We start from the raw sequence: 26,176 nt of genomic DNA on the forward strand, positions 1-26,176 counted from the left end.
ACTCTCCGTAAAAAGAAATTGCATACGAACCGGGGAAAAACCGGAACGCAGCGAGTTTGATGCTGACCAAAGAGATAAATCATTGCTGACTATCCGTTGCCAACCCCACAAGGAGGTTGGTCTTTGATCCAAAGGAATTCTCACCCAGCCGAAGCTAGACGAGGATAATTTGGCATTTGACAAGTGCACGCTGTTGAGTTCTCAAGGATCGGATGCTCCCACGACCCAGCCATCACGACCAGGCCCGCAGGGCAACTTCTCTATCTTACCGATCTCGTTTCCGTTGTCAAGTCCGAGTTTCTTCGGCCCGACCGTGGGAACGGATCAGCATCCTTCATCCTGTTCACTCAGTGAGTGTGTGGGATTCGGGAGGTGTTAGCTGCTTGACGGGAGCCGGTCCGAGGACCTCCGCTCAACCGTTTGGGGCGAACAGGTAATAACTTACGTGGGTTCCAGGCATCGAGCAAATCACCGCCGATTCCCGGGCGTGTCGCCTCCTCCCGCTCCGTCCGACACCCTCTCGGCCGATGCGATCACCGACGGACCGGACGCCTCCTCGGGCTGCAGGTCGCCGATGCGCTTCGGCGTCGCGACGACGGCCAGGAGCGACACGAGGCAGGCGGCGATGACGAACAGCACCACGAGCCAGAGCCCTCCCTCGGCGGCCGCGACGAGCGCGGTGGCGATGAGCGGAGTCGGGCCGGCGACCAGCGCGCCGTTGAGCTCCCGGGCCGTCGCGACTCCGGTGAAGCGGTACCGGGTCGGGAAGAGGTTCGTGAGGAAGGTCCCGGTGGACGCCGCGGTCGCACCCACGGCGATGACGCCGAGCGCCGTCATCCCGAGAGCAGCCAGCACCGGGTCGCCGGACTGCAGGGAGAGGAAGACCGGGTACGTGAGGACGATCCCGGCGACCGAGCCGAACATCACCACGCGCTTGGCCCCGAACCGGTCGACCGCGACGCCGCCGAGGACAGGAGCGAAGGCGGTGAGCAGTGAGGACACCAGGACCGCGATCAGCGCCTCGACCCGGGGCATCCCGACCGTCAGCGTGAGGTAGCTCAGCGCGAAGGCGCTCAGCACGTAGTTCGTCACGTTGTGCCCGCAGACGCTGAAGAAGCCGATGACGAGCTCGCGGGGGCTGCGGCGGAACAGCTCCGCCAAGGGCACCTTCGTCGCGGACTGCTCCGCGTTCGTCACCGCGTCCCGGTACTCGGGCGTCTCCTCGAGGCGACGACGGATCCAGAGCGCCAGGACGAACAGGACGGCGGAGATCAGGAACGGAATGCGCCAGGCCCCGCCGAGGAGCACGTCGCCGGGCAGCATCGAGGCGAAGGTGAAGGCCAGAGTCGCGAGGAACGCTCCACCAGGGGCGCCTGAGGTGACCAGTCCGATGACCCGCCCTCGGCGGCGCTCTGGCGCGTACTCGGCGACGAGCGTGAGCGCACCGGCGAGTTCCGCACCGGCGCCGAAGCCCTGGATGAAGCGGAACAGGATCAGCAGGATCGGCGCCGCCACCCCGATCGCCTCGGCAGTCGGGAGGAGCCCGATGCCCACGGTCGCGATCCCCATGAGCACGATGGTCAGGATCATCGCGGGCTTCCGGCCGACCCGGTCGCCGAGGTGGGAGATGATGAGGCCGCCGAGCGGCCGCACCACGAACCCGACGGCGAAGGTCGCGAAGGCGAGCATCGAGGCGGAGGCGGGGATGACGTCCGGGAAGAAGAGCGGGCCGATCACGAGGCCGGCGGCGGCGCCGTAGAGCGCGTAGTCGTACCACTCGATGAGCGTGCCGAAATAGGCTGCGGCGATCGCCCGCCTCGCCTGCGGAGTCATGGTGCGCTGCTGTTCATTGGCCATGGGGTGTCCTTTCGTCATTGAAAAGTGCTGGCGTGGTCGTGGTCATCCGGTCGGCGCGAGGACGGCGCTCCCGCGGCCGCGCAGTTCGGCGGTCGTGCGCACGCCGAGAAGCTGCATCGTCGACAGGGTCTCGTTCGCCACGAGGTCGAGTGCTCGCTCCACCCCGATCCGTCCGCCTGCCATGAGGCCGTACATGTACCCCCGGCCGAGGAAGACGAAGTCGGCTCCGCACGCGATCGCGGCCACGACGTCGAGGCCGCTGCGGATGCCGGAGTCGAGGAGGATCGGGACGTCGTCGCCGACGGCGGCGCGCACCGCACCGACGACCTCGATGGGCGCGATCGCACGGTCGAGTTGGCGACCGCCGTGGTTGGAGACCCAGATGGCGTCCGCTCCGGCGTCGATGAAGCGCTCGGCGTCGATGGCGGAGAGCACGCCCTTCACGACGATCGGCCCGTCCCAGTTCCCCCGCAGCCAGCGCACGTCGTCCAAGGACAGCGCGGGATCGAACATGCTGCTGACCACGTCGGTGACGCTTCCGGATCGGGGCCCGAAGTTCGCCATGGCCGGTGCATCGTGTGCCAGCAGATCGAGCGACCACGCGGGATGCAGCGCCGACTGCATGGCGGTGCGCAGCGTCAGACGCGGCGGCATCGAGAGTCGGTTGCGGTCGTCGCGGTAGCGCTGCCCCGGCACCCGGGTGTCGACGGTCAGCACGAGGGTGTCGAAGCCCGCCGCAGCAGCCCGCTCGATGAGGGCGAGCGACGCGGCACGATCCCGCCGCAGGTAGAGCTGGAACCATCGGCGCGCAGCGGGCGCGGCATCGGCGACGTCCTCGATGCTCCGCGTGCCCATAGTGGAGAGCACGAACGGCACATCGCGGTTCGCAGCCGCGCGGACCCCGTCGGTCTCGCCGGCCGCGCGCATGAGGGCGGTGAGGCCGATGGGGGCGATGCCGATCGGCATCGCATGCTCGCGTCCCAGCAGGCGGGTGGTGAGCGACGCTCCGGCTGCGCTCTCCGTGACGGAGGGCACGAACCTCCGGCGGGCGAAGGCCGACTCGTTGTCTCGGGCGGCTTGCTCGGTCACCGCGGCACCCTCGACGTAGTCGAAGACGAATCCGGGCACGCGACGCTTCGCGAGCCGGCGGAGGTCGCCGAGGCTACGTGCCTCCGCCACGCGCTTCGCCTCGGTGGGAAGCGCCGGCGGAGCGAAGCTCAGCAGCTCGGTGAAGGTGCGGATGCGGCGTCGCAAAAGTCCTGATTCCTCTCGGCAGCCCCGGGGCGGCCGGAGAGCCGACCGCGGTGTCGGCACCACCATAGCCACCAAATATCTCGGGCACAATAGCGATATGCGTCAGATATATCTGACACGACCAGAGGGTCGCTCCTTCGTGACGAGCGCGGGTCAGGCTTCGAGGAATGCCTGGAGGACGAACTCCCGCAGCTCCACGAGGTGGCCGCGCATGGCCTCCTCGGCAGCCTGCGGATCGCCGGTGCGGATCGCCTCGAGCACCTGCTGGTGCCCGTTGTTCTCGACGTCCGAGTGGATTCGCGCATCGATCGCCGGGATCAGGTGATGACTCCGTGTCGTCTCGTCGAACAGGCCGCTCATGAGCGTCTTGGCCCGAGCGTTGCGCGCCGCGCCGAGGATGCACTCGTGGAAAGCGCGCGCCGCATCGGTCAGCTCCGCCGTGCCTGAGCCGCTGCGCTGCGCGTCCAGGATCGAGCTGAGCTCCTCGATGAAAGCCTCGTTGCCGTAGCGCGTCGCACCCGCCGCCATCGGCGGTTCGATGATCAGGCGCAGATCGAGCACCTCGCGCACCTCGTTGATGCCCAGCGGGCGGACGACGTATCCGCGCCGGGGAAGGGCGACGACGAGCCCCTCGACGACAAGGATCTGCAGGGCCTCGCGCACGGGCGTCTTCGATACCCCGAAGCGTGCGGCCAGCTCCGGTTCGATGACGACCTCGCCCGGGGCGAGCCGGGTGCGGACGATGTCGTCCCTGAGCGCCACGTACACCTTCTGCGTGCGCGACAGCACGCGATCCCCCTCGCCGAGGGCTGCGGCGCGGCGCTGGCTGTCGACGGCATGCGTGTGCAGGGTCGAGCCGGATTCGCTGGGCGTCGCGTCCATGTCCTCAGCCTAGGGGCACGGAATCGAACCCCCGCCGCTGCCGAGCGGTCTCGTCGCAGCGGTCGGTCCGGCCCAGCGCTTCAACGAAAGAACCTCGCCCTGCGAGATGCGGGGCGAGGCTCTTGCGTTCTGTTCCTGTGGACCTCCGTAGAGAGTTTGAGAACCCCTGCCCACACCTGAAAACCTTGTCTTTGCGCAGGTCACGGGGATTCTACGACCACGACCAGCGCTCCTCTGAGCCTACCGTTTCCGACTCAAGGGGGCGAGTGGTGCGATCACTTGGGATGGCTCAAACCCTCCTTCGCCCGGAGCAGGTCGACGATCTGGTAGCGCAGTACCGCGAGGGCGCAACGCTCGTGGAGCTGGCATCCGTGTTCGGCGTGAACCGCCGCACGGTCGCCACCCACCTCACCCGGCGAGAGGTGACGATCCGCCGTGGACGGTTCGATCCCTCCCGCATCCACGAAGCAGCCGACCTCTACCTCAGCGGGTTGACGCTGGTAGAGGTCGGCATCAAGGTCGGGGCGGGGCCTCAGGCTGTCCGGCGAGCGCTCGCTTCCCACGGCGTCGTGATCCGGCCTGGCGGGCGCTGTGGTTCTCGCATCACGGCATCCACTGCCGTGGGCGGTTGAGCCTAGACACGAAGAGCTGGCTCACGCAGGCTCGCTTCGACGCGCGAGTCGTGGCGCTGGTGACGACGGACCGCAGCCTCGCGCAGGCGCGCGCGGATAAGCAGAGCGACGCTCACGGGTCCCATGATGATGAACTTGAGTGCGTTCCAGCATGCCCAGAGGACAATCAGGTGGAGCCAGCCTGGGCCGCCGTCGGCTGCCGCGCCAGAGCAGATGCTGCCGATCAGGATGTACGGAAGCGCGACCAGCATCGCTGGTATCCCCCACTTGAGTCCGCGGCGGGTGCGGATGGCAGCGAGCAGTCGGTTGCTCGGCATGTAGCGGTGCAGATAGTCGCGGGTGTGAACGCTGAGCGTCCAGATAAGGCGGAACATGACGGGCCTCTCGTCACACGTGTTACTCCGTCGAGGAGGCAGAACGTGTGTGAGTGCCCGAAGGCCGTCCCGGAGGACCCGCAATATGAGGAGAACCTGCCTCACCATCCACTGTACGCCGGGGTCGCCGTTCACGGAACCCTCCGACTCCCGCGTCGCCGCGCGCACCTCTCTGTAGGAGTGAGAGGAGCCGGCGATGACGATCTTGAGCCAGATAGTCCAGGACGAGCGCACAGCACGGATGGTGCTGTCGATGCTCGTCGAACCGGACGATGCCGTCACCGGTCGCCTCCTGGGCGAGCTCGGTGCACAGGAGCTGTTTCGGCTCGCCGAGGGTGATGACGCGGTGCCGGGGCTCAGCACCGTTGACGCTCAAGTGTGGCGCGCCCAGTTCCAGCGCCCAGACACTCGGACACTTGAAGAGAACCTCGTCGAAGCCGAGCGCGCCGGTACCGGCACGCTGATTCCCGGAGAGAAAGACTGGCCTTCCGCGCTCGACGATCTTGGCGACCGGCGGCCGTACGTCCTCTGGACTCGTGGCATGACCTCGTTTCTCGCGCGACCGCTCAACGATCTCGTCACGATCACCGGCGCGAGGGCCTCGACATCCTACGGCGAGCAGGTGGCCGGGCAGCTTGCCTCCGACCTCGCCTGCGCTGAGCGGATCATCGTGGCCGGAGGTGCCTACGGCATCGAAGGTGCTGCCCATCGCGCGGCGCTCGCGGCCGGTGGCGATACCATCGCAGTCCTTGCGAACGGAGTTGATCGCGCGTATCCGGCGGGCCACAGCGAGCTGCTCGGTCGTGTCGCTGATGACGGTCTGCTGGTCAGCGAAGTCGCACCCGGCGCAACGCCGACCCGCCATCGGTTCATCGCCCGTGCACGGTTGATGGCCGCACTGTCCACAGCAACGGTCGTGGTTGAGGCCGGCGCGCGATCGGGATCGATGAAGGTCGCGCAGGAAGCGCACCAACTCGGTCGCTCCCTCGGTGCCGTCCCCGGCCCCGTCACCAGCGCGACGAGTGTCGGGCCGCACCGGCTTCTGCACAGTGGGGAGGCCCGGTTGGTGGCCGGCTCGACCGACCTCGAACAGATGATCAGGCAGCCGGTAGGCAGCAGGGGTTCCGTTGCGGCGGTGCGAAGCCGACCTGCTCCCAGCGCCTCGCGTGATGCGCGAAGCGTCGTTGAGATGTGACAGCAAAGCTCTAAACCTGGGCTGCTCCCTCCCCGCGTTGTCGGTGGCCATCCCTACGCTTGTCATATGAGCTTCACTGCCCTCCACCGCGTTCTCGGTCGCGGCCCCGGTCCGTTGACGGACGAACTGCTCGATTCGGCTGTCGCGGCTGGTGCGACGGAGTCCGACGACCTGGACTGGAAGTCGGAGCTTCCACCTCAGAAGGGATTGCCGCAGACCGACTTCCCGAAAGACGTTGCGGCCATGGCGAACAGTGGGGGTGGCGTCATCGTCTTCGGCGTGCACGAGTCACAGAAGGCGGCGACCGAGCGTACCGACGTTGGCGACTTTGACGAGGGGTACGAGCGCTCCCTTCGCAGCGCGGCGATCACCGCGATCACGCCGCCTGTGTTCGGCCTGAACGTGTTTCGGCTGGGCTCGGCGGAAGGCGAGCGTGCCGTCATCGTTGAGGTGCCAGCCAGCGTCGATGGTCCGCATCTGATCTATAGGGGCGACTACTTCGGTGCACCCGTTCGGAACGATGCGGACACGGTGTGGATGAAGGAGCGTCAGATCGAGGCGATGTACCGTGCGCGCTTCGACGAGCGCCGCCACGCCACCGAAGTTCTGGACACGTTGTATGCGGAAGCAGCAGCCGGGCGAGATTCAGAGACGCGCGCCTGGCTGGTAGCAGTTGCCCACCCACGCCTCCCACGCGTCGGAAGTCGGCTCACGCGCGATGAAGCCCGTGAGATCCTCGCAAAGGCTGAGAGCCTTGCGCTCTTTTACGCGGGCCGCGGTGGCATTCACCCACTGGAGAGCGTCGACCGTCACAACCCGCGACCAGGCCTTCGTCGATGGGTGGCCGTGAACAGTGCGGCAGGTGAAGGCTCGGCGTGGAAGGAGGCCTGGGCGAGCATTCACCACGATGGATCAGTCACGATCGCAGCGGCCGTTGGGGGCCACCGCATGAGCAGCGACGGCTACTTCGATGGCTGGCAGGTCCAGTCCGCAGCCATCGAATGCGCGATGGCGGACCTCATGGCGCTGGTGCGCAAGACAGCGGAAGCGACAGGCGGCGGTGAGTACGACATCCGCGTCGGGATCGACTTCACTGGCGATCATCCGCTGACCATCTCAACGATCGACAACTTCGGCTATCACTACGACGGAGCCTCAGTCCCACTTCACCTGTACACGCCAGTCGAGTTCACGGTTAACGCGTCCGAGGCAGACTTGGACTTCTACTGGCACGTCCATGACCTCGCCCAGGACTGCGTGAACCAAGGCGGCATCTCGAACGTGCTGATGATCCAGCCGCCTGACCGCGATGCGCAGGAGACTGCTTGACGCGCACTGCCCTGTGGCCAGCACCAGTGGTCGAGCCAGACGGTGGTAGAAAACGGGGTCTACGGTCGAATGCGGCCCTGGACGCGCGCGCGTGCGCGTAGCCTGTCACGGACCTCTTCATGGATGGTGTTGGAGGTCTGCTCCGCGGTCTCGGCGGAGACAACCAGCGCATATCGGATCGTGTTGCCTGCACGGAGTCGCTGGGCGTCGTCCATGCACTCGACATGAATCGGGAAGCTGTCTCCATCAACGAAAGACATGGCGCGAGAGCCCTGCACAATCTCGTGCTGAAGGCTTCCCCTCCGAACCGCGTTGTGCTCTGCATCGGAACGCTCGCCGCCTGCGAGGCTCGTGTCGGGTGTACTGAAGTAGACCTTCGCGCTGCGGTACCGAGTGAGCTGGCCGACCGTCGGAGCCATGAATGCCAGCGTGATGGTGAAGCGGTGCCATTCCGCTTTCGCTCGAAGCGAGGGAGGCAGTGGGAATCCGTAAGTATGGCGCTCGTTCCGTGCGATTTGACCGCCCGCGACGAGGACGGCTCGGTTGGACGCGGCTTCGCCGAGTCTGCTGAGGTCGAGGCGACCGTAGCCGAGCAGAGCCGTCAACTGCCGCCGAGCATCCTGGCCATTGAGACCAAGATCGTTGCGCAGGCTGTTCTCCCAAGCGCCCCAACTGCTTGCATGGGCAAGGAGAGCGCGCACGAGCAGCGGGTGGTATTGCGGATCAGGAAGCGGTGCGTCTTCGGGATCGCGGTTATCAGACTCAAGGAGGTCAAACAGCCTGCTGGCTTCACGGGTGACGAGCGCCGTCGCGTTACTGGTGCCGTTCGTGAACACCGTGCTGTTGGTAGCACCCCCGCGTCCCGGAGCGGCCACCTGCAAGCCGGGTCCCGTCGCGGCGGTGCGAGCCAGGCCGACGGCAACGTCAGTCTGACCGGGCAGCACGATGGGGCGCGTGTAGAGGGCGCGGCCTCCGGAGTGATGAAGGTCCGGCTTGACCGACCGATCGACACCGGGCCCAACCGACCCGTAGTGTGCGGGAGCGTCCGGGTTGGTGATATCCCACACCGTATCTGGAACTGCGATCTCGCCGAGGCCGTCTGAGTGCGTGGCACCGACGGTGAGGGCGTTCAGTGCATCGCCAGGCGGAAGGATGCCGCGTAGCAGCGCCGTCTCGAAGCCGACCCGCATTGCAGCCAGGCGAGCGGCGTCAGTGTCGTGCGCGGCATCGGCGGGGATCGTGAACTCGTCGGTGTGGTTACCCGCACTGACGACGAACAGCAGATTGTACGAGTGGGCGAGCCAGTCCAGCAGGCGCCCAACGGGGCTCATTCGACGCGTGAGTGCTCGTGTCTGTGCGCCTATGGAGAGGTTCACAACCCGGACGCTCGGCGCTGCGGCAGGCTGGTTCCCCTCGCCCTTCACAATCCGTCTGATCGCACGATGAAGGACGTCGGGGAGCAGACGATTCGGGACTACCTGCTCGTGCCCAGGCATGAACTCATGGGGCTGCAGGATCGGGCGCACGTAGAGAGGACGATCAAGCGCGGGACCGCCATCAGTGAGGTCGCCGTGAATGATGAGTGACGCCATGGCGGTTCCGTGGTGGCGAGCCGCGACGGGGTAGTTCTCACCAAGCCCATCAGGGTCATCGATCGAGAGCCGGCCTTGGAGCGTGTCGTGGTTGGTGAACGGCAGCCCGTCGAGCAGCGCGATCCGAGGCTTGCCTTCGACTCTGTCGCTGCGAGCAAGGTTGGTTTGAGTAACTGGCTCAAGAGTCCCTGGTGCAACGCTCATCGGGGTGAAGGGGCTGACGAACATGACGTCATCAGTCGTGAGAAGCCGAATGGCCGAAGCTCCGTTGGTCAACACGGACTGGACCTGCTGGATCGGGAGTTCAGCCAGGAGCGCGTGGTACTCGATCTCTCCGATCTGCGAGCGATCCAAGACTCGACCGGCGCTGGAAGTGATGACTTCCTCGACGTGCGCCTCGGCAGCCGCACGCTGGGCGGCATCACGCCTGTGCCAGAGCTCGACTTCGACGAGGACGGTGCTGACTGACTGACCGACCATGCTGAGAGTCTCTTCCCAGCGCTCTCGTAGACCAGTCTCACGGATGCGGTCCTCAGCGCCCCACCGACGTATCGCTGTCAGTTGCTGGAAGGCCGTCTTGAACTTGCCTAGCCCGTGCTCGAACGACGCGGACGGGTCGGCCTGCCATTGAGCGAAGAGCCGGAGTAGTTCGTCGATCGCCTTGGTGTTGGACATGACCAAGTACAGCGAGTGCGTGACGCGCTTGTCTGTCCGTCCAGCTTCACGCTCCGTCATGTGGAAATCGTCGTCGGGGTCAGATTGATCCCCGAGAAGCTCCGACAGAAACTCCAGGCCATCGATCCGGTTGATTGCGTTGCGGAAGTCCTTGACGCTTCCCGCCAGATCAAATACGACCACGAGTGCGGGGTCAATCTCCTCTGGGGTGTCGGCGCTCAGACGGGCACGTTCGGCTTCGAAAGCTGCGGCCAAGTCCTTGAACTGAGGAGTCAGTCGTTCACCTTGTCGCCCAGCGCCCGGCTTTGCCAGACGTGGAAGATCACGCGGCGTCTGGGTTGGCCGCGCCACAACCTCCGCCGGCCCGAACGCAAGGAGCGGTTTGCGCTCAACCGTCACCCTGCCGCCTGACCTCGGCGGTGTTCAAGCCGTTCTAGCACTATCCGGCGGATGTTGTCATCCGGGAGTTCCAGCACCGCGCGGCGGCGCACATCAAGTGCGAACTCTTCCAACTCGGCGAAGCTCGCCCCGGCCAACTTGTCGGCGAGGGTACGAGGAGCGAAACCGAGGTCGCCTCCGAGGCGTTCAGCAAGACGTTCGAGGAATCTCGTCGCCTGTGCGCGGCTAGGAGGTCCCAACTCCGTCCGAATCTGGAACCGTCGCCATGCCGCCCGATCCAGCAGCTCGCCGTGGTTGGTTGCGCCAACGAAGATCACGTGGGGTGGCAGTCTGTCGATTTGGAGCAGCAGTGTCGAAACCACCCGCTTGATCTCGCCGGTCTCGTGCTCGTCTGCTCGTTCCTTGGCGATGGTGTCCAGTTCGTCGAAGAACAACACGCAACGGCGGGTCCGCGCGAACTCAAACGCGTTGTCCAGCCGTGCGGCCGTTTCGCCGAGGAAACTCGACATGACTCCCTCGTAGCGGATCACGTAGAAGGGAAGCATCAGTTCTGCCGCGATCGCTTCCGCCACGCTCGTCTTGCCGTTTCCAGGCGGGCCAGACAGCAGAAGTCGGTTGCGCGGCTCAATACCGTAACTACGCAGAAGCTCGGCGCGCTTCTGCTCCTCGATCAGTTCGGTCACGACTCGTTGCGGGACCGGCGCAAGTTCGAGTTCATGCAGCCGACGGTTCGGTACGACCTCATGCACGAGATCGCGGATCGCTGCTGCTCGGTCGTCGCGGACGGGTCCCTGTCCCGTCGTCGTGATGAGTTGCGAGAGCCGATCGGCGAGAAGATGATGCTGGTTGGCGCGTTCTTCGGCGATGACGGACTCAACCAGCACCTTGAAGCGTTCCCGATCGCCGCGGCGTTCGGCCTCGACGAGGTCTAGGAGTAGATCAGCGCGCGCCATCGCCCCGCCTCCTTCAGCCGTGTGTCGTCATGTGGGTTTAAGTCTACTGTCGTGTGGCTCTGAGGCTACTTGGCCGCGCCGACATTCGCGGGTCCGCACCCCTGGGGTCGACACTGGCACTACATTGCCCGCGACGGCCCACCTCTCGACGGGCTTCGAGCTGCGTGAGCATCATCCACGGTTTCAGCGGCCACTCGCACGCGGTCGAGGGCTGCCCGCGCCCGCGCAGCGTCGATCTTCTGGACCGCCGACTCGGGTGGCGCGCCGAGGGGCGTGTCGTCGGTGACGCGGTAACGATCGCGGTAGGCGGCGATCACGCGCGCGGACTTGCGCCAGGCCGCAGCCCGTCGCGGTTCGGTGGGCCGCGTGCCGAGTGCCTTCGTCCACGGCACGCTCTCGGCCAGCGCGCCGTCGAGTACGGCGTCGGCGCGTGCCGCGATGAGCTCCTCTCGCTCGTCGAGAGCCGCTCGCATCTCAACATCGATGACGCCGTGCGCCTGTGGGATGAGGCCGGCGATAAGTCGCGTTGGCTTGCGGGTCCGGCCCGAGCCTGCGGGGCGGCCGGTCGCCCGCTCGACCCGGTAGTGCAGGACGGCGGCGATGTCGTCGGCGTCATCGAATCCTCGCGCGGCCACGAGGCGCGGCAAGAGCGCATCAAGGTTGTGATGGTTGGCCTCGGCGCGGCGAAGTTCAGCGGCAAGGGGGCCGAACGCCTCGGACTCGATGGCGCTCTCGGCCTGTTCGTCGGAGAGCCCGGAGCAGCGGATGAGGGCAGCCCAGCGGTCATGCTGGGCTGCGGCGGCGATGGTCTCGTACTCGGCGGCGAGCTGGGCGATCGAGCCCCACTGTTCCTGCTCGGCGACGATGGTCTCGTGCGCCGAGAGTTCGGCCCCGCTGTGCTGGAGAACGCCGTACAGCACGCTTCGCGCGGTGGCATGCGGGTCGTCGCCAGGGTGCAGCTGGGCATGGTCGTCGGCGCGGTCGAGAGTCACGTAGGCGTGGTTCGCGTGCCGCCCTCGGGTCATAGCGACGTAGAAGGTCTCCCTCGTCGAGGTCGGTTCGACCAACACGTGCGCACTGTCGGTCGTGATGCCTTGGGCGCGGTAGGCGGTGACTGCGTAACCGAGATCGACATGCTCGGCCACATACGAGGCCGGGAGGACGATGCTGCCGCCGAACCTGCGCCCACGCCTGCGAGCCTTGATGGTTCCGTCGTCGCCGACGGTGGTGCCGGTTCCGTAGTCGCGTGCGATGGTGATGGTCCCGTCGTCGCCGACGGCGGTGACGGTCCAGATGTCGCCGTTGCGTACCCAGTCCCGCCCGACCAGGGTGCGCAGTTCGCGCTTGTTGAGTCGCGTGATGATGGTGTCGCCGACGCCAGCGGCGGTGCCGTCGCGCAGCTCGACTTCGCGGTCGGGATTCAGAGTCTTGTTGAGGATCAGGTCGGCGCGGGCGCGACCGTTCAGCGCGGTCACGTCGTCGTGGGTTTCAGCGATCAGCACAGAAACGAGTCCCGCGTCGCGGTCGGCGCGCCATGCGTTGTAAGCCGCGTCGGTCATGGCCTCGGCGTCGCCATCGGCGATGCGCTGGTGGGCGAGGTAAGTGTCGATAGCCGCTGTGCGCCCGTGACGCAGCTCGAGTGAGGCGGTCTTCTCCCAGGCATGGGTGAAGCGGTGAACGTCGACCAGTTCGGGAGTGTCGGCCCGGTCTCTAGCGATCATCGCGAACGCGCCGCCGGCATCTACGGATTGCAGTTGGGCGTAGTCGCCGACAAGCAGCACCTTCGCGCCAGCGTCTTGGGCGAGGTGGGTGATGCGGTCCAGTGACAGGGTGCCGGCGAGGGAGGCTTCGTCGATGATGACGAGCTGGCCTGCCTCGAACGCGGTGCCGTGGATCAGGTGGTTCTGCCACCACTTCGCAGTGTTCTCCGTCGCGATTCCGAGGTCGTCGGCGAGGACCTGTGCGGCGACCGCTGACGGCGCGAGCCCGACGACGGAACCGGAGCCGTGCTGGGCTTCCCAGGCGCGGCGGAGCGCGTTCATTGCGGTGGTCTTGCCCGCACCGGCAGGACCGACCAGCACGTCGAGCATCCGACCCGACACCGCGATCCGGGTCAGGGCGTCGGCTTGGTCGTCGCCGAGCATCCGACCGTCCGCATCGGGACTGCGCGTGATCTTCTCGACCGTGGCAAGCGTCACCGTCGACCCGCCGAGGTTGGCTGCTCGTTCGAGAAGTCTGTCCTCGGCCGCGAGCTGGGACTCGGAGGTGAACACGGTCGAGCTCTTCGGTCGGAACACCGAGGTGCCGTCGGTCCGACGGAACACGACGGGCGAGGCGCCGAGTTCGGGCGGGGTCAAGCGAAGCGAAGCGAACTCGGCGGCATCGGCAACCATGGCGACGATGGCTTCCCGGTCGTGCATGGTGGCGAAGCGCCAGCCCATCGTCTGCCGGGATGCCTCGGCCATGAGATTCCAGCGTCGCCAGGTCGAGCGCTTCTCACCGACCACCTCGACGACCGAACGCCCAATCTCGCCAATGACAACGAGCGGTACGTCGTCGGCACGCAGCAGGAGCGGCTTGTCGTTGTCGGTCACCTCGCGCGCCCACGTCGTCGCATCCCGCCCCAACGACTTCGTGGCGCGCTCCCGCCATTCGACGGTGAGGTCAGCCAAGGACCGAACCTGCTTCTCGGGCCGAGTCGCGAGTGTGGCTTGAGCTCGCAATTTCATGATCGCCGCTGGTGTCGGGCGTCGTCCGTGCGCTGCAACGTACTTGGCGATGAGGCGATCGGTCTCGGCGTTGATGTGACGCGCGCGGGTAGAGAACTCGGCGATCAGTTCATCGGGCACTCCAGTGATCGCCCATGCAGGGTTGTGGTCGCGGCCCATCTCTCGGGCCTCCCATGAGACGCCGAAGGTGCGCGTCATGTGGTCGGCGAACACGGCTTCGTGGAGTTCGGAGAGCGCGACGACGGCGGTGTGCATGGGTCTGCCGTCGAGCGAGCGCCACTTCCCATCGAGGACGGTCTTGGCCTTGTTGCTGATGACGACGTGCGTGTGGAGGTGGGGGTCGCCGGCGCGGGAGTCGAAGTGATCGAAGGCGGTCGCGATGAGCCCGGTGACATCGACCTGCGCAACCGCGCCGTCTCCGGCGGTTGCGCCCGTGCGCGTGGCTGCAACCTCGCGTTCCATGAACGCAACCACCTCCGCAACCGCGCGATGATGCGCCTCGGCGATGAGTGCCTGGACCCCGGCGTCGGCGACTGCCCACAACACGCTCGCGGACTTCGGGATCGAGAAGGTGAAGTCGAAGCCCGCCACAGCACGCCGTGTACTTCGGGCTGTCTCCTCGGCAACGATCTGCGCGACGGCCTCTCCCTTGGCGCCGGGGGTCATCGTCGGTTCGAGGTCAGCGATCCGCGCTTCGATTCGCTGCTCCTGGCTCTTGTATGCCGCGAAGCCCAGGCCGAGCTTGTCGCCGGTGATCGGATCACAGCCTGTGCCCATCAGGAGCTGGAGTTGGTGTTCCGATACTCGGTCGCCCACCTGAATCTCGCCCTTGCCGAGGGCCGCTACGCCCGCGCCGAGCCAGCGACCAGGCGGGGTGCCGTCCTCCATGTAGTAGCGGGTAAGCGGCGTCGAGAGCGGTCGGTCTCCGTCGGCTGCCACGACGGTCTTGAGCAGGTACTTGTAGCCGTCACCTGCCGACATCACGCGCATCGAAACCGTCATGCCCACCTCCGCTCCTGCCGGGCAGGTGAGCACCCGCACCCGGTGACTTCTGAAGCGGCAATGCCCGACTCAACCTCGACCTGCAAGAGGCGTGTGACCTCGGATGGCGGTCGGAGCCGAGGCCGGAGATGGAGGCATCGGGCGGCGGCAAGCGGGGGCTCGGTTGAGCAGCGGGCGCGTGTCGGAGTCGTGCACCTGACAGGTGACCAGCTCGGCATCAGTTCTCGATGAGGCACGGATGCCGGGGACGTCCGTCGCCGGAGCAGACTTCATGCACGACCTCGACGCCAGCGGCGGCTTCCCATGCCAAGACGTGTCCACCGTCGGCAAGCGCGCCGGCCTCGCGCCAGGTACGCGCTCGGGGCTCTGGGCGCACATGGCCGCAGCCATCGACGCGCTCCAGCCCGAGTGGGTCGTCATCGAGAACGTCCGCGGGCTGCTGTCCTCACCCGCGACACGGCCACCCGCAGAAGGAGACGACCATGAACGACGCAACCCAGGCGATGCAACCCCCGGCAGCGCAACCTTTTGCGGCCTGGAATCCGACCCGTGGCATCTGGGAGACAACGCAGCTCGACCTCTACGGGCTCTCGGCGCCGTTCTCGGCGATCTGGCCGACCTGCGGCTGGATGCACGATGGATCGGCCTACCGGCTTCCCTTGTCGGCGCTCCTCACCAACGTTTCCGCATCTTCGCCCTCGCCCGGCGCACTGTTCCGCACCCCGCTGGCGACCGACTCATCGCGCGGCGGGGAGACTCTCGACCAGGTGCGAGCGAGGCGCGGGACGATCGCACTGTCGCACCAGATCATCGACTTCGCGCTCCACGGACCGGCTGGCTCACCGACCAGGAGAGCCGAATCGGAGACCCTGTGGTCCCTGATAGACGGACTCTTCAACGCTGGGGACGCTACGCCGACGCCATCACCCGCTGGGAACACATCACCGGACGCCCCGCGCCAGCGCCAGCCCTCCTGAACGACGCCGACGGCCCCCGCCCAGCACCAGCATTCGTCGAATGGCTCATGGGCTTACCGAACGGATGGGTTACGGACAGCGATGACCTGACGCAGAACCAGCAGATCACCGCGCTGGGCAACGGAGTGCTACCTCTCCGGGCCGTGTCCGCACTGTCGCTGCTCGCCGCGTGAACGTGGGTTACTGCAGAGCCGCGTCCTCCGGTGCGCCCGGTGCTGTTCCCAGAGCGGCGAGTAGGCGGGTCCGGATTCGCTGCTTGCGCTGCTCGAAGAACGACGTGAAGTCGGCCAGGTCGAGAGGAAGGCCGTCGAGGTCGTTCTCGGCGAGGTAGGTGGCTCGCTTGTCCTCGCTCGGGAAGGCAGTCTCAATCCACTCCGCGGGCAGGCTGTCCTGCTTCTCGATGTTGGCGGTGCCAGCGAGCAACTGGAGGTTCGGCAGGAGATTCACGGCCGCCAGGTAGTCGTCGATGCTGTCGAGCGGGACTCCGGCGTCGAGGAGCTTCTTCTTGGTGAACCGGGACTTGGGGAAGATGTGGTCTTCGTGGAACTTCTTGCTCAGGTCCAGCCCCGGATACAGAACCGAGAGGACGGAGAACGTCCGCTGGCCGGCGTACTTGAGGTTGAGCAGTTCGTCGATCTCGGCGTTGTCGAACGTGAGGCTCTTGCCGACGGCCGCCATTGCCTCCTCGACCGCAGCGACCGGGAAGCCGTTCGTCGAGTTAGTGCGGAGGACATCGCGGATGCGGGTGAGGAGCGTGTCGAGTCCCGACCCCCAGATGCCGCGCTTGACCAGCGAGCGGGTCACCCACCGTTGAAGGGCGAGCCTGTCGGCCGCGTCCGCGGTGGAGTCGAGGTAGGAGTCACCTGCGCCCCGGAGGTGCAGGTAGTGCGCGACCGGGACGATCACGCTGTTCGCGGTGAGGTTACGTTCGTTGTACCCGAACTGCTGAAGCAAAGTCGCAGCACGCAGCAAGGCTCCCTTGATCTGCGGCCACGCGGCCTCCACCTTGGCCATGTTCCCCTGGGTGAAGTTGGTGACCTTGAACCGCACATCCACGTCCGCGATCGTCAACGCGGTCTTCAGCACCACATCCTTGGAGAACGAGAACTGTCGCCCGGCGTTGCTGTTGATCTCGGAGACCAGCGAGCGGACCTCCTCGCGCGCGTCCAGCTCTTGCCACTGGTTCGTCGCCATCGACAGCAGCAGGTCGGAGTACGAGAGCGTGGTGCCGCCGCTGTTGACGCGGACGAAGATTTCGAGCACCTTGTCGGCGTCCTGATCGGTGACCAGGAAGTAGTTCATCGGCTTGAGAACCCGCACCGCCTCGTACAGGTCGTAGAGCCGCTGGAACGCGTCAGCCGATCCAGCGATGCCGCGTTGCTCCAGCTCGCGCATGATCGCGGGGCCAGCGTTGGCGAGATCGAGGACTGCGCCGACCCGGAACCACTTGTCGGCCTCGCCGTCCGCCGGGGAGGCCTCCCGGTCGGTGAGGAACCGCAGGTCGTACTTCGTGCCGAGCTCCTCGTCGTCGGGCTCGTCGACGAGGTTGAGGTAGAGGCGCTTGACTCTGTCACTCTGATTTGGCCCAGGGGTGTTGGTCCGATTTGGCCCATGTTGCGACGCGCCGGGGTGTTCATGTCGGTTTGATTTGGCCCAACCCCGTCAGGGTGGTCTTCAGTCGTTGTTTTCGAGTGAGGAGGGCCAGTTGGGGTCCAAGGTGGAGTTGTATTCGGAGATCCGGCGCGCGGCGCGGGTCGAGGGCCTGTCGGTGAACGCGTTGGCGAAACGGTTCCGGGTGCATCGTCGTACTGTTCGGCAGGCGTTGGCATCGCCGGTCCCTCCGGAGCGGAAGGTCCCCGAGCGGCGGGCTCCGAAGCTCGGCGCGTTTCGCCTGCTGATCGATGACTGGTTGCGGGAGAATCTGGCCGCGCCGAAGAAGCAGCGGATGACCGCGACCCGGATGCACGCCCGCCTTCTTGACGAGCACGCTGCGGATGTGTCGTATGCCGCAGTCCGTGACTATGTCGCCAAACGACGGCGGGAGATCTTGGTCGAGGTGGGTCGGGTCCCGGAGGTGTTCGTCCCGCAACTGCACGCGCCGGGCGCGGAGGCCGAGGTCGACTTCGGTGAGGTCTGGGTGATCCTCGCCGGGGTGAAGACGAAGTGCCACATGTTCACGTTCCGGCTCTCCCATTCCGGGAAAGCGATCCACCGGGTCTACTCGACGCAGTCGCAGGAAGCATTCCTGGAAGGCCATATTGACGCGTTCGAGGAGATCGGTGGGGTCCCGAACCTCCACATCAAATACGACAACCTCACCGCCGCGGTGAAGACGGTGATCTACGGGTCCGACCGGCGGCGGGTGGAGAACGACCGTTGGGTGTTGTTCCGCTCGCATTACGGGTTTGACGCGTTCTACTGCCTACCCGGAATCGACGGCGCGCATGAGAAGGGCGGCGTCGAGGGCGAGGTCGGACGATTCCGCCGCACCTGGTTGTCTCCGATGCCCGAGGTCGATTCCCTCGCCGAGCTGAACGCGCAGATCCGCCGCTGGGACGCCCGCGACGATCGCCGTCGTGTCAGCCAACGACGCACGACCGTTGGTGACGACTTCGCCGTCGAACAGCCATTACTGGGCCCGCTGCCCGCGGAGCGGTTCGATCCAGGCCTGGTGCTGCACCCACGGGTCGACCGGTCGGGGCTGGTGACAGTTCGGATGGCGAAGTACTCCGTCCCTGCCCGACTGATCGGACGGCAGCTCCGGGTTTCGCTCCGTGCCTCAGAAGTCGTGATCTTCGACGGACGCGAAGAAGCAGCCCGTCATGAGCGGGTCGTCGCCCGCGGCGGGGAATCCATCGTCCTGGATCACTACCTCGAGGTCCTCCGACACAAGCCGGGCGCGCTGCCCGGATCGACGGCGTTGGCCGCCGCCCGACAGGCCGGAGTCTTCACCGCGGCGCACGAGGCGTTCTGGCAGGAGACACGGAAAGTCAACGGCGACTCCGCCGGCACCCGTGAGCTCATCGAAGTGCTGCTGCTGCATCGGAGCATGCGGACCGCCGACGTTCTCGCTGGAATCAGAGCCGCGGTCTTGGTCGGCGCGGTCACCGCCGATGTCGTCGCGGTCGAGGCCCGCCTGCACGCGGGCGGGTCCACTTTGCACCGACATCCCGTTGCTCACGAAAACACCGGTGAGCAACGAGTTGTCAGTCTCACCCAACGCCGCCTCCGCGACCCCGCCGCGGTGATCGCCGGGCTCCCACCAGACCGGCGACCATTGCCGACCGTCACGCAATACGACGAGCTCCTGCGACGCCGGGTTCAAGCCACCAATGAAAGAGAAGGAACGACAGATACATGACCACCAGAACCACCGTGACTACAACCCTGCGCCGGCAACGCGGGATCACCGAGGAAGCCGCCGCGGCCGCCGTCGACCAAGCCTGCAGACGGCTTCGCTTGCCGACGATCCGCGCGGTCATGGATGAAGCGATCCGTGTCGCCGAACACGAGCAGCTCTCCTACCAAGGGTTCCTCGCCGAGCTTCTCCTCGCCGAATGCGACGACCGCGACCGCCGGTCCACCGTCCGCCGGGTCGCGGGCGCCGGCTTCCCCCGCCAGAAATGGCTCGGGGACTTCGACTACGACGCGAACCCGAACATCAACCCCGCCACTATCCACACCCTCGCGACCGGCGATTGGGTTCGCCGCAGTGACCCGCTCTGCCTCATCGGCGACTCCGGCACTGGGAAGAGCCACCTTCTGATCGGGCTCGGCACCGCCGCTGCGGAGAAGGGATACCGGGTCAAGTACACGCTCGCGACGAAGCTCGTGAACGAGCTCGTTGAAGCCGCCGACGAGAAGCAGCTTGCCCGCACCATCGCCCGCTACGGAAGAGTCGACCTGCTCTGCATCGACGAGCTCGGCTACATGGAACTCGACCGCCGCGGCGCTGAACTCCTCTTCCAAGTCCTCACCGAGAGAGAAGAGAAGAACTCCGTCGCGATCGCCTCTAACCAGTCGTTCTCCGGCTGGACCGACACATTCACCGACCCCAGACTCTGCGCCGCAATCATCGACCGACTCACCTTCAACGGCACCATCATCGAGACCGGAACAAGCTCCTACCGGCTTCAGCACACCCGCACCGCGACGAGATAATCCTGGGCACCTTCGGTTCGCATCGGCGGCCCGTGAGCGGCTGACTACCAGTAGTCGGACGCGTACGGAGGGGAAACCAGGAGACGCCGGCACGGGGAGAAGTGCTGCGGCGCCCCCTGGTCGTTATGGGGCGCTGCGACGGCGCCGGGCGATGAGCCCGGCCCCCGCCAGCATCAGCAGCACCGAGAACGTGAGCGCGCCGACGGCGAGCTCACCGCCCGTGGGCGGCAGCGCGACCGCGAGCACCCCGGTCTTCGCGGTGGAGGGGTCGGAGACGACCTTCGGTCCGCTCGGAGGCGTTCCGGTCACCGTCGCCGTGTTCTCCAGGGAGCCCTTCTTCTCGTCAGCCTTCTGCACGACGTACGTCGCCGTGCAGACGACCTTCTCGCCGGGCGCCAGGCTGCGTGCACCATCGGCGCACACGGGCGTCGACAGCGCGCCGGCGCCGGTGAAGGCCCCCTCGGCGATGGCGACGTCGGCGATCGTCACGTTACCGGTGTTCGTCACCGTGAACGTGTAGGTGACGGTGTCGCCTTCCCGTGCGATCTGCTTGTCGGCGACCTTCACGAGCGACAGCGCGGGGCTCTGGGTCCCCTCGATCACGACACGGGACGGGTCCGTCACGACCGGTTCACCCGTGGGCGGAGTGCCGGATGCCGTCGCGCTGTTCTCGAGCGTCCCGGCGTCCACATCGGCCTGCTGCACCGTGTAGGTCGCCGTGCAGACGAGCTGCTGCCCGGGGATGAGCGTGCGCGCGTCAGGGCAGTCGAGAGCCGAGAGCTCACCGGCGCCGCTGAAGTCGCCCTCGGCGACGGCCACGTCGGACATCGTCACGTTGCCGGTGTTGGTCACGGTGAACGTGTAGGTCACGGTCTCGCCGACGACGAGGTCGGTCTTGTCCGCGGTCTTCACGATCGCGAGCGCCGGAGCAGGGGTCGCGTCGCTCGTCGTGGTCGACGGGTCCGACTCGATCGGGTCGCCGCCAGGAGGCGTACCCGTCGCGGTGGCGGTGTTCGCCACGCGCCCCGCGTCCACATCGGCCTGCTGCACGACGTACGTCGCCGTGCAGATCAGCTGCGCACCGGGTGCGAGCGTGCGGTCGGCCGGGCACTCGACCGCGGAGATGTCTCCGGCGCCCGTGAACTCGCCCTCCTCGATCGCCACGTCGCTCAGGGTGACGTTGCCGGCGTTGGTGACGACGAACGAGTACGTGATCGTCTCGCCGAGCACGAGCTGCGTCTTGTCGGAGGACTTCACGATCGTGATCGCCGGGGACTGCGTCGCCGTGATGTTCACCGCGGACGGCGCCGAGACCACCGGCTCACCCGTCGGGGGGTTGCCCGTGGCGGTCGCGGAGTTGTCCACCGCTCCCGCATCGACATCGGCCTGCTGCACCACGTAGGTCGCCGTGCACTCCAGCTCCCCACCGGGAGCCAGGGTCCGGTTCGCCGGGCAGTCCAGCGCCGACAGCGCACCCGCACCGGTGAACGGCCCCTCCACGACGGAGGCGTCGGTCAGGGTCACGTTGCCCGTGTTCGTCACGAGGAACGTGTACGTCACCGTCTCCCCCGCGACCAGCTGCGTCTTGTCCGCCGACTTCACGATCGTGATCGCCGGAGACTGCGTCGCCGCGATGTTCACCTCAGAGGGCTCCGAGACCACCGGCTCACCGGTGGGCGGGTTGCCCGTGGCGGTCGCGGAGTTGTCCACCGCTCCCGCATCGACATCGGCCTGCTGCACCACGTAGGTCGCCGTGCACTCCAGCTCCCCACCGGGAGCCAGGGTCCGCGCCGCCGGGCAGTCCAGCGCCGACAGCGCACCCGCACCAGTGAACTCGCCCTCCACCACAGAGGCATCGGTCAGAGTGACGTTGCCCGTGTTCGTCACGAGGAACGTGTACGTCACGGTCTCGCCGAGCACGAGCTGCGTCTTGTCGGCCGACTTCACGATCGTGATCGCCGGGGACTGGGTCGCCGCGATGTTCACCTCAGAGGGCTCCGAGACCACCGGGTCACCGGTCGGGGGGTTGCCCGTGGCGGTCGCGGAGTTGTCCACCGCACCGGCATCGACATCCGCCTGCTGCACCGCGTAGGTCGCCGTGCACTCCAGCTCCCCACCGGGAGCCAGCGTCCGATCCGCCGGGCAGTCCAACGCTGACAGCGCACCCGCACCAGTGAACCCGCCCTCCACCACGGCTGCGTCGGTCAGGGTCACGTTGCCGGTGTTCGTCACGAGGAACGTGTACGTCACGGTCTCGCCTGCGACCAGCTGCGTCTTGTCCGCCGACTTCACGATCGTGATCGCCGGGGACTGCGTCGCCGTGATGCTCACCTCGGACGGACCCGACACGACGGGATCACCCGTCGGAGGAGTGCCCGTCGACGTCGCGGAGTTCCTGATGCGTCCGGCATCCACGTCCGCCTGCTGTACGACATAGGTCGCCGTGCACTCCATGAACTCGTTCGGCGAGAGCGTCCGATCCGCCGGGCAGTCGACGGCCGAGAGCGCCCCCGCGCCGGAGAACGTCCCCTCGACGACCGAGGCGTTCGTCAGCGTCACGTTGCCCGTGTTCGTCACACGGAACGAGTACGTCACCGTCTCACCAGCGACCAGCGTGCGCTTGTCGGCGGTCTTGACGATCGACACCGACGGTTCCGGGACGGACGGCGTGCGCGTCGTCGACGGGTCGGAGGTCACCGGAGTACCGGAGGGCGGTGTGCCCGTCGCCGTCGCGGTGTTCTCCATGGAACCCGCATCGACATCCGCCTGCTGAACCACGTACGTCGCCGTGCAGACCATCTGCGCGCCGGGCGTCAGCGTCCGCTCTGCCGGGCAGTCCACGGCCGAGATCGTGCCGGCGCCCGTGAAGGAGACATCCTGCACAGCGGCATCCGTCAGCGTGACGTTGCCGGTGTTCGTCACGACGAACGAGAACGTGACGGTCTCGCCGACGACGAGCACAGCGGTGTCGGAGGACTTCTTGATCGAGATCGCCGGAGTCTGCGTACCGGTGATGTTCGCCGCGGAGGGCTCCGAGGTCACCGGGTCGCCGGTGGGCGGGGTGCCCGTCGCGGTGGCGGAGTTGTCGACAGAGCCGGCATCCACATCCGCCTGCTGCACCACGTACGTCGCCGTGCAGTCCATGAACTCATCCGGCGAGAGGGTGCGGTCGGCCGGACACGTCACAGCGGACAGCGAGCCCGCGCCCGTGAACTCGCCCTCCGCCACGGAGGCGTCCGTCAGCGTCACGTTGCCCGTGTTCGTCACCCGGAACGAGTAGGTCACCGTGTCGCCCGCGAGCAGGTTCGTCCGGTTCGCGGTCTTGGCGATGGTGATCGCGGGAGCCTGCGCACCCGTGATCTTCGCCTCGGACGGAGCGGAGACCACCGGCTCACCGGTGGGCGGGGTGCCCGTGGCGGTCGCCGTGTTGTCGATCGCACCGGCGTCCACATCCGCCTGCTGCACCACGTACGTCGCCGTGCACTCCAGCTCCCCGCCGGGAGCAAGGGTCCGATCGGCGGGGCACGACACGTCCGACAGGGTTCCGGCTCCGGAGAACGCCCCCTCCACCACAGCGGCGTCGGTCAACGTCACGTTGCCCGTGTTCGCGATCGTGAAGGTGTACGTGATCTTCTGACCGACGACGAGGTTCGTCCGGTCCGCGGTCTTCACCAGCGACACGGACGGCGTCTGCGCCGCGGTGAGGTGCGCCGCCGAGGGGTCGGACGTCACGGGCCCGCCCGAGGGCGGGGTACCGGTCGCCGTGGCCGTGTTGTCGACCGCACCGGCATCCACGTCAGCCTGCTGCACCACGTACATGGCCGTGCAGTCCATGAACTCGTTCGGGGAGAGCGTGCGGTCGGACGGACACGTCACGGCCGAGAGCGATCCCGCTCCGGAGAACGTCCCCTCCACGACCGACGCGTTCGTCAGCGTCACGTTGCCTGTGTTCGTCACCCGGAAGGAGTACGTCACGGTCTGACCTGCGACCAGGGTGGCACGGTCGGCCGTCTTGACGATCGACACGGACGGCTCCGGGACGGACGGCGTGCGCGTCGTCGACGGGTCGGAGGTCACCGGGATGCCAGAGGGCGGGGTGCCCGTCGCGGTCGCGGTGTTGTCCATGGAGCCGGCATCGACATCCGCCTGCTGCACCACGTACGTGGCCGTGCAGACGAGCTGCGCACCGGGGGCGAGAGTCCGATCAGCGGGACAGCTCACCGCCGACATCGTGCCGGCGCCGGTGAAGGCGGTCTCGTTGACGCCGACGTTGTTCAGCGTCACGTTTCCGGTGTTCGTCACGACGAAGCTGAACTTCACGGTCTCGCCGACGACGAGCACGGCGGTGTCCGAGGACTTCTTGATCGAGATGCCCGGGGTCTGCGTCGCGGTGAGGCGGACGCTGGAGGGGGTCGAGGTCACGGCGATGTCGTCGGGAGAGACGGCTCGCGCGGTCGCGGTGTTGTCCACGGCGCCCGCGTTGACATCGGCCTGGCGCACCACGTACGACGCGGTGCAGGTGGTCGAGGCTCCGGTCGCCAGCGGCTGGGGCAGCGCCGGGCAGCTGATCGCCGACACCGCACCGGCGCCGGTGAACGCGGTCTCCGACACCGAGATGTCGTGCAGCGGCACGTTGCCGTCGTTGGTGACCTTGAACGAGTAGGTCACCGTCTCGCCGGCGACGAGCGTCGAGGTGCTCGCCGTCTTCTCCAGCGAGACGTGCGGCAGCCGGGCGCCGTTCGTGAACGTGCAGACCGCGGCGACGCCCTTCGGCCCGCCGTCCGGCACGATGAACGATCCCGTGCTTCCCGTGCCGGAGGCCAGGACGTTGCCGGAGTTGCGGTCGACGCAGGTCCAGCTCGAGTCGTACTTGGGCCTGCCGGTTCCGGTGCCGGTCTCGGTCACGGTGATCTGCTGGCCGGAGAGCACGAGGACGGGACCGGCTTCCTGCGGCTGGACGCCGGAGGCCGTGCCGGCGGTGGTCGCCGTGTTGCCCTTGGTGATGCCGTCGCCCGAGATCGTCATCGTGACCTGGTCGGAGGCGGTGTGACGCCCCGCCGGGAAGTCCTTGACGATGGAGACCGTGTTCGGCGAGGCGCAGGAGGCCATGTCGACCGTGCCGGCGGTGGCGAAGGGGACGTTGCTGATGACCGTCCCGGTTATGGGGTTGACCTTGTACATCCGGGGCCCGCCCGCCACGTACAGGTACCCGTCGCCCGCGAACGCGATGGCGTTCAGCGCCGTACCACCCGCGTCGATGCGGACGAGCTCCGTGCCCGTGATCGCCACGGGGGTGCCCGCGCTGGTCGGGATCTTCTGATCGATGACGCTGACGACGTTGACCGTGCCCGCGCCGCTTCCGCCCGCAACGACGTAGAGGTTGCCCTGGCTGTCGAAGGCCCAGTCCCCGTTGCCGCCCCCGTTCGGGATGGCGCCGCTGGCGACGAGCCCCATCGACTGGTTGGTGGTCGTGTTGAAGCCGTAGACGTTCAGCGTGCCGCCGGTCACACCGCCGTAGTAGTAGTGCCCGTTCGCCTGGTTGATCGCCCCGTGCGTGACCGCGGCGTCCGCCACACCCGCACCGAGCAGCGTCGTCTGCCCCGTGATGCTGGAGTACTGGTAGATCGAGCGTGCCGTACCGGTGTTGGCGGGCTGAACACCGGTCATGACCTCACCGTAGCCATCGGTGTCGGCATCGTAGATGCCGACACCGTTGAGATTCCCGGATGTGCCCGGGATGGAGAATGTCCCGACGGACGTCTGCCCGCCCGTTGTCCGGTCGATCTGCCAGATGTTCCTCGGATTCGCGCCCTGCTGAGTGAACACGTCACCGCACGACAACCCGCCGGCGGCCGCCGCGGACCGCTGGTCGACCACCACACTGACCGCAGAAACGGCCGCCACAAGGACGGCGACCACTGCCGCCGCGACCAACCTCGAACCCTTGCCCTCAGAACTCCGGGCGCGCCCGAAACCCCACCCACCAACCATCCTCAACTCCCCCTGCCAGTTCACGGCACCACCGGTGACGCCGACGTTCCCACCGGCTACACAACTCTAGAGGATCGCTCGGAATCCGCGCGGTACTACTATGTCGCGGACCTGCTCCAGGCTCCTGTCGACTATCGCGTCTCCCGCTCCCTGCCGCCCCGCGTTGACCGCATC

At 66.9% G+C, this 26,176-nt stretch carries 15 protein-coding genes and 1 pseudogene; 7 read left to right on the top strand and 9 right to left on the bottom strand.

The annotated features are described in order from the left end of the window. Positions 1–468 precede the first annotated feature (468 nt). From AB0310_RS07465 to AB0310_RS07475, 3 genes are all read right to left on the bottom strand, one after another. Positions 469–1,857: an MFS transporter gene (locus AB0310_RS07465; RefSeq protein WP_366236933.1), complete on the bottom strand. Its 1,389-nt coding sequence runs from the start codon at positions 1,855–1,857 to the stop codon at positions 469–471. 42 nt (positions 1,858–1,899) lie between these two features. Then, a complete protein-coding gene (locus tag AB0310_RS07470; protein WP_366236934.1) occupies positions 1,900–3,111 on the bottom strand; it encodes an alpha-hydroxy acid oxidase in 1,212 nt (403 codons plus the stop codon). Between the two features lie 153 nt (positions 3,112–3,264). Continuing rightward, positions 3,265–3,993: a GntR family transcriptional regulator gene (locus tag AB0310_RS07475; protein ID WP_259955266.1), complete on the bottom strand. Its 729-nt coding sequence runs from the start codon at positions 3,991–3,993 to the stop codon at positions 3,265–3,267. A gap of 284 nt (positions 3,994–4,277) precedes the next feature. On the opposite strand from AB0310_RS07475, the gene AB0310_RS07480 reads away from it, so the two are divergent. After that, complete coding sequence (locus AB0310_RS07480; RefSeq protein ID WP_228176932.1) at positions 4,278–4,625, top strand: hypothetical protein; 348 nt, start codon at positions 4,278–4,280, stop codon at positions 4,623–4,625. A gap of 2 nt (positions 4,626–4,627) precedes the next feature. Here the strand turns inward: AB0310_RS07480 and AB0310_RS07485 are convergent, their stop codons facing one another. Further along, on the bottom strand, positions 4,628–4,999 hold the full coding sequence (locus tag AB0310_RS07485) for a hypothetical protein (protein WP_054682923.1): 372 nt from the start codon (positions 4,997–4,999) through the stop codon (positions 4,628–4,630). Positions 5,000–5,195: 196 nt separating this feature from the next. Between AB0310_RS07485 and AB0310_RS07490 the strand changes: the two genes are divergently transcribed. Together AB0310_RS07490 and AB0310_RS07495 are read left to right on the top strand one after the other, a co-directional pair. Continuing rightward, the gene (locus AB0310_RS07490; RefSeq protein ID WP_366236935.1) at positions 5,196–6,194 is read left to right on the top strand and encodes a DNA-processing protein DprA; all 999 of its coding nucleotides are present in this window, start codon (positions 5,196–5,198) and stop codon (positions 6,192–6,194) included. Positions 6,195–6,260: 66 nt separating this feature from the next. After that, the gene (locus AB0310_RS07495) at positions 6,261–7,523 is read left to right on the top strand and encodes an AlbA family DNA-binding domain-containing protein (RefSeq protein ID WP_366236936.1); all 1,263 of its coding nucleotides are present in this window, start codon (positions 6,261–6,263) and stop codon (positions 7,521–7,523) included. Between the two features lie 59 nt (positions 7,524–7,582). Here the strand turns inward: AB0310_RS07495 and AB0310_RS07500 are convergent, their stop codons facing one another. From AB0310_RS07500 to mobF, 3 genes are all read right to left on the bottom strand, one after another. Then, complete coding sequence (locus tag AB0310_RS07500; protein ID WP_054682930.1) at positions 7,583–10,189, bottom strand: S8 family peptidase; 2,607 nt, start codon at positions 10,187–10,189, stop codon at positions 7,583–7,585. After that, complete coding sequence (locus AB0310_RS07505) at positions 10,186–11,142, bottom strand: AAA family ATPase (RefSeq protein ID WP_054682932.1); 957 nt, start codon at positions 11,140–11,142, stop codon at positions 10,186–10,188. The genes AB0310_RS07500 and AB0310_RS07505 overlap by 4 nt, the downstream gene beginning before the upstream one ends. A 119-nt stretch (positions 11,143–11,261) precedes the next feature. Further along, a complete protein-coding gene (gene mobF / locus AB0310_RS07510) occupies positions 11,262–14,873 on the bottom strand; it encodes a MobF family relaxase (protein WP_082406190.1) in 3,612 nt (1,203 codons plus the stop codon). A gap of 271 nt (positions 14,874–15,144) precedes the next feature. Here mobF and AB0310_RS07515 point away from each other — a divergent pair. Together AB0310_RS07515 and AB0310_RS07520 are read left to right on the top strand one after the other, a co-directional pair. Then, positions 15,145–15,312: pseudogene (locus AB0310_RS07515) on the top strand (DNA cytosine methyltransferase); the annotation flags it as partial. Positions 15,313–15,355: 43 nt separating this feature from the next. Continuing rightward, positions 15,356–15,850, top strand: a complete 495-nt coding sequence (locus AB0310_RS07520) for a hypothetical protein (protein ID WP_366237451.1) — start codon at positions 15,356–15,358, stop codon at positions 15,848–15,850. A gap of 180 nt (positions 15,851–16,030) precedes the next feature. Here the strand turns inward: AB0310_RS07520 and AB0310_RS07525 are convergent, their stop codons facing one another. Further along, positions 16,031–17,245, bottom strand: coding sequence for a hypothetical protein (locus tag AB0310_RS07525; RefSeq protein WP_366236937.1), 1,215 nt, complete (start codon positions 17,243–17,245; stop codon positions 16,031–16,033). A gap of 310 nt (positions 17,246–17,555) precedes the next feature. Here AB0310_RS07525 and istA point away from each other — a divergent pair, with 310 nt between their 5' ends. Then, positions 17,556–19,211: an IS21 family transposase gene (gene istA / locus AB0310_RS07530; RefSeq protein WP_366236938.1), complete on the top strand. Its 1,656-nt coding sequence runs from the start codon at positions 17,556–17,558 to the stop codon at positions 19,209–19,211. Continuing rightward, entirely contained in the window at positions 19,208–20,011 is an 804-nt protein-coding gene (istB, locus tag AB0310_RS07535) for an IS21-like element helper ATPase IstB (protein ID WP_141388138.1), read from the top strand. Before istA ends, istB begins: the two co-directional genes overlap by 4 nt. Positions 20,012–20,134: 123 nt before the next feature. On the opposite strand, the gene AB0310_RS07540 is transcribed toward istB, so the two are convergent. Continuing rightward, entirely contained in the window at positions 20,135–25,678 is a 5,544-nt protein-coding gene (locus AB0310_RS07540) for a CLIPPER-2 domain-containing protein (RefSeq protein ID WP_366236939.1), read from the bottom strand. Positions 25,679–26,176 lie beyond the last annotated feature (498 nt).

It is taken from the genome of Microbacterium meiriae, from assembly GCF_040702565.1.
Taxonomy (GTDB): domain Bacteria; phylum Actinomycetota; class Actinomycetes; order Actinomycetales; family Microbacteriaceae; genus Microbacterium; species Microbacterium meiriae.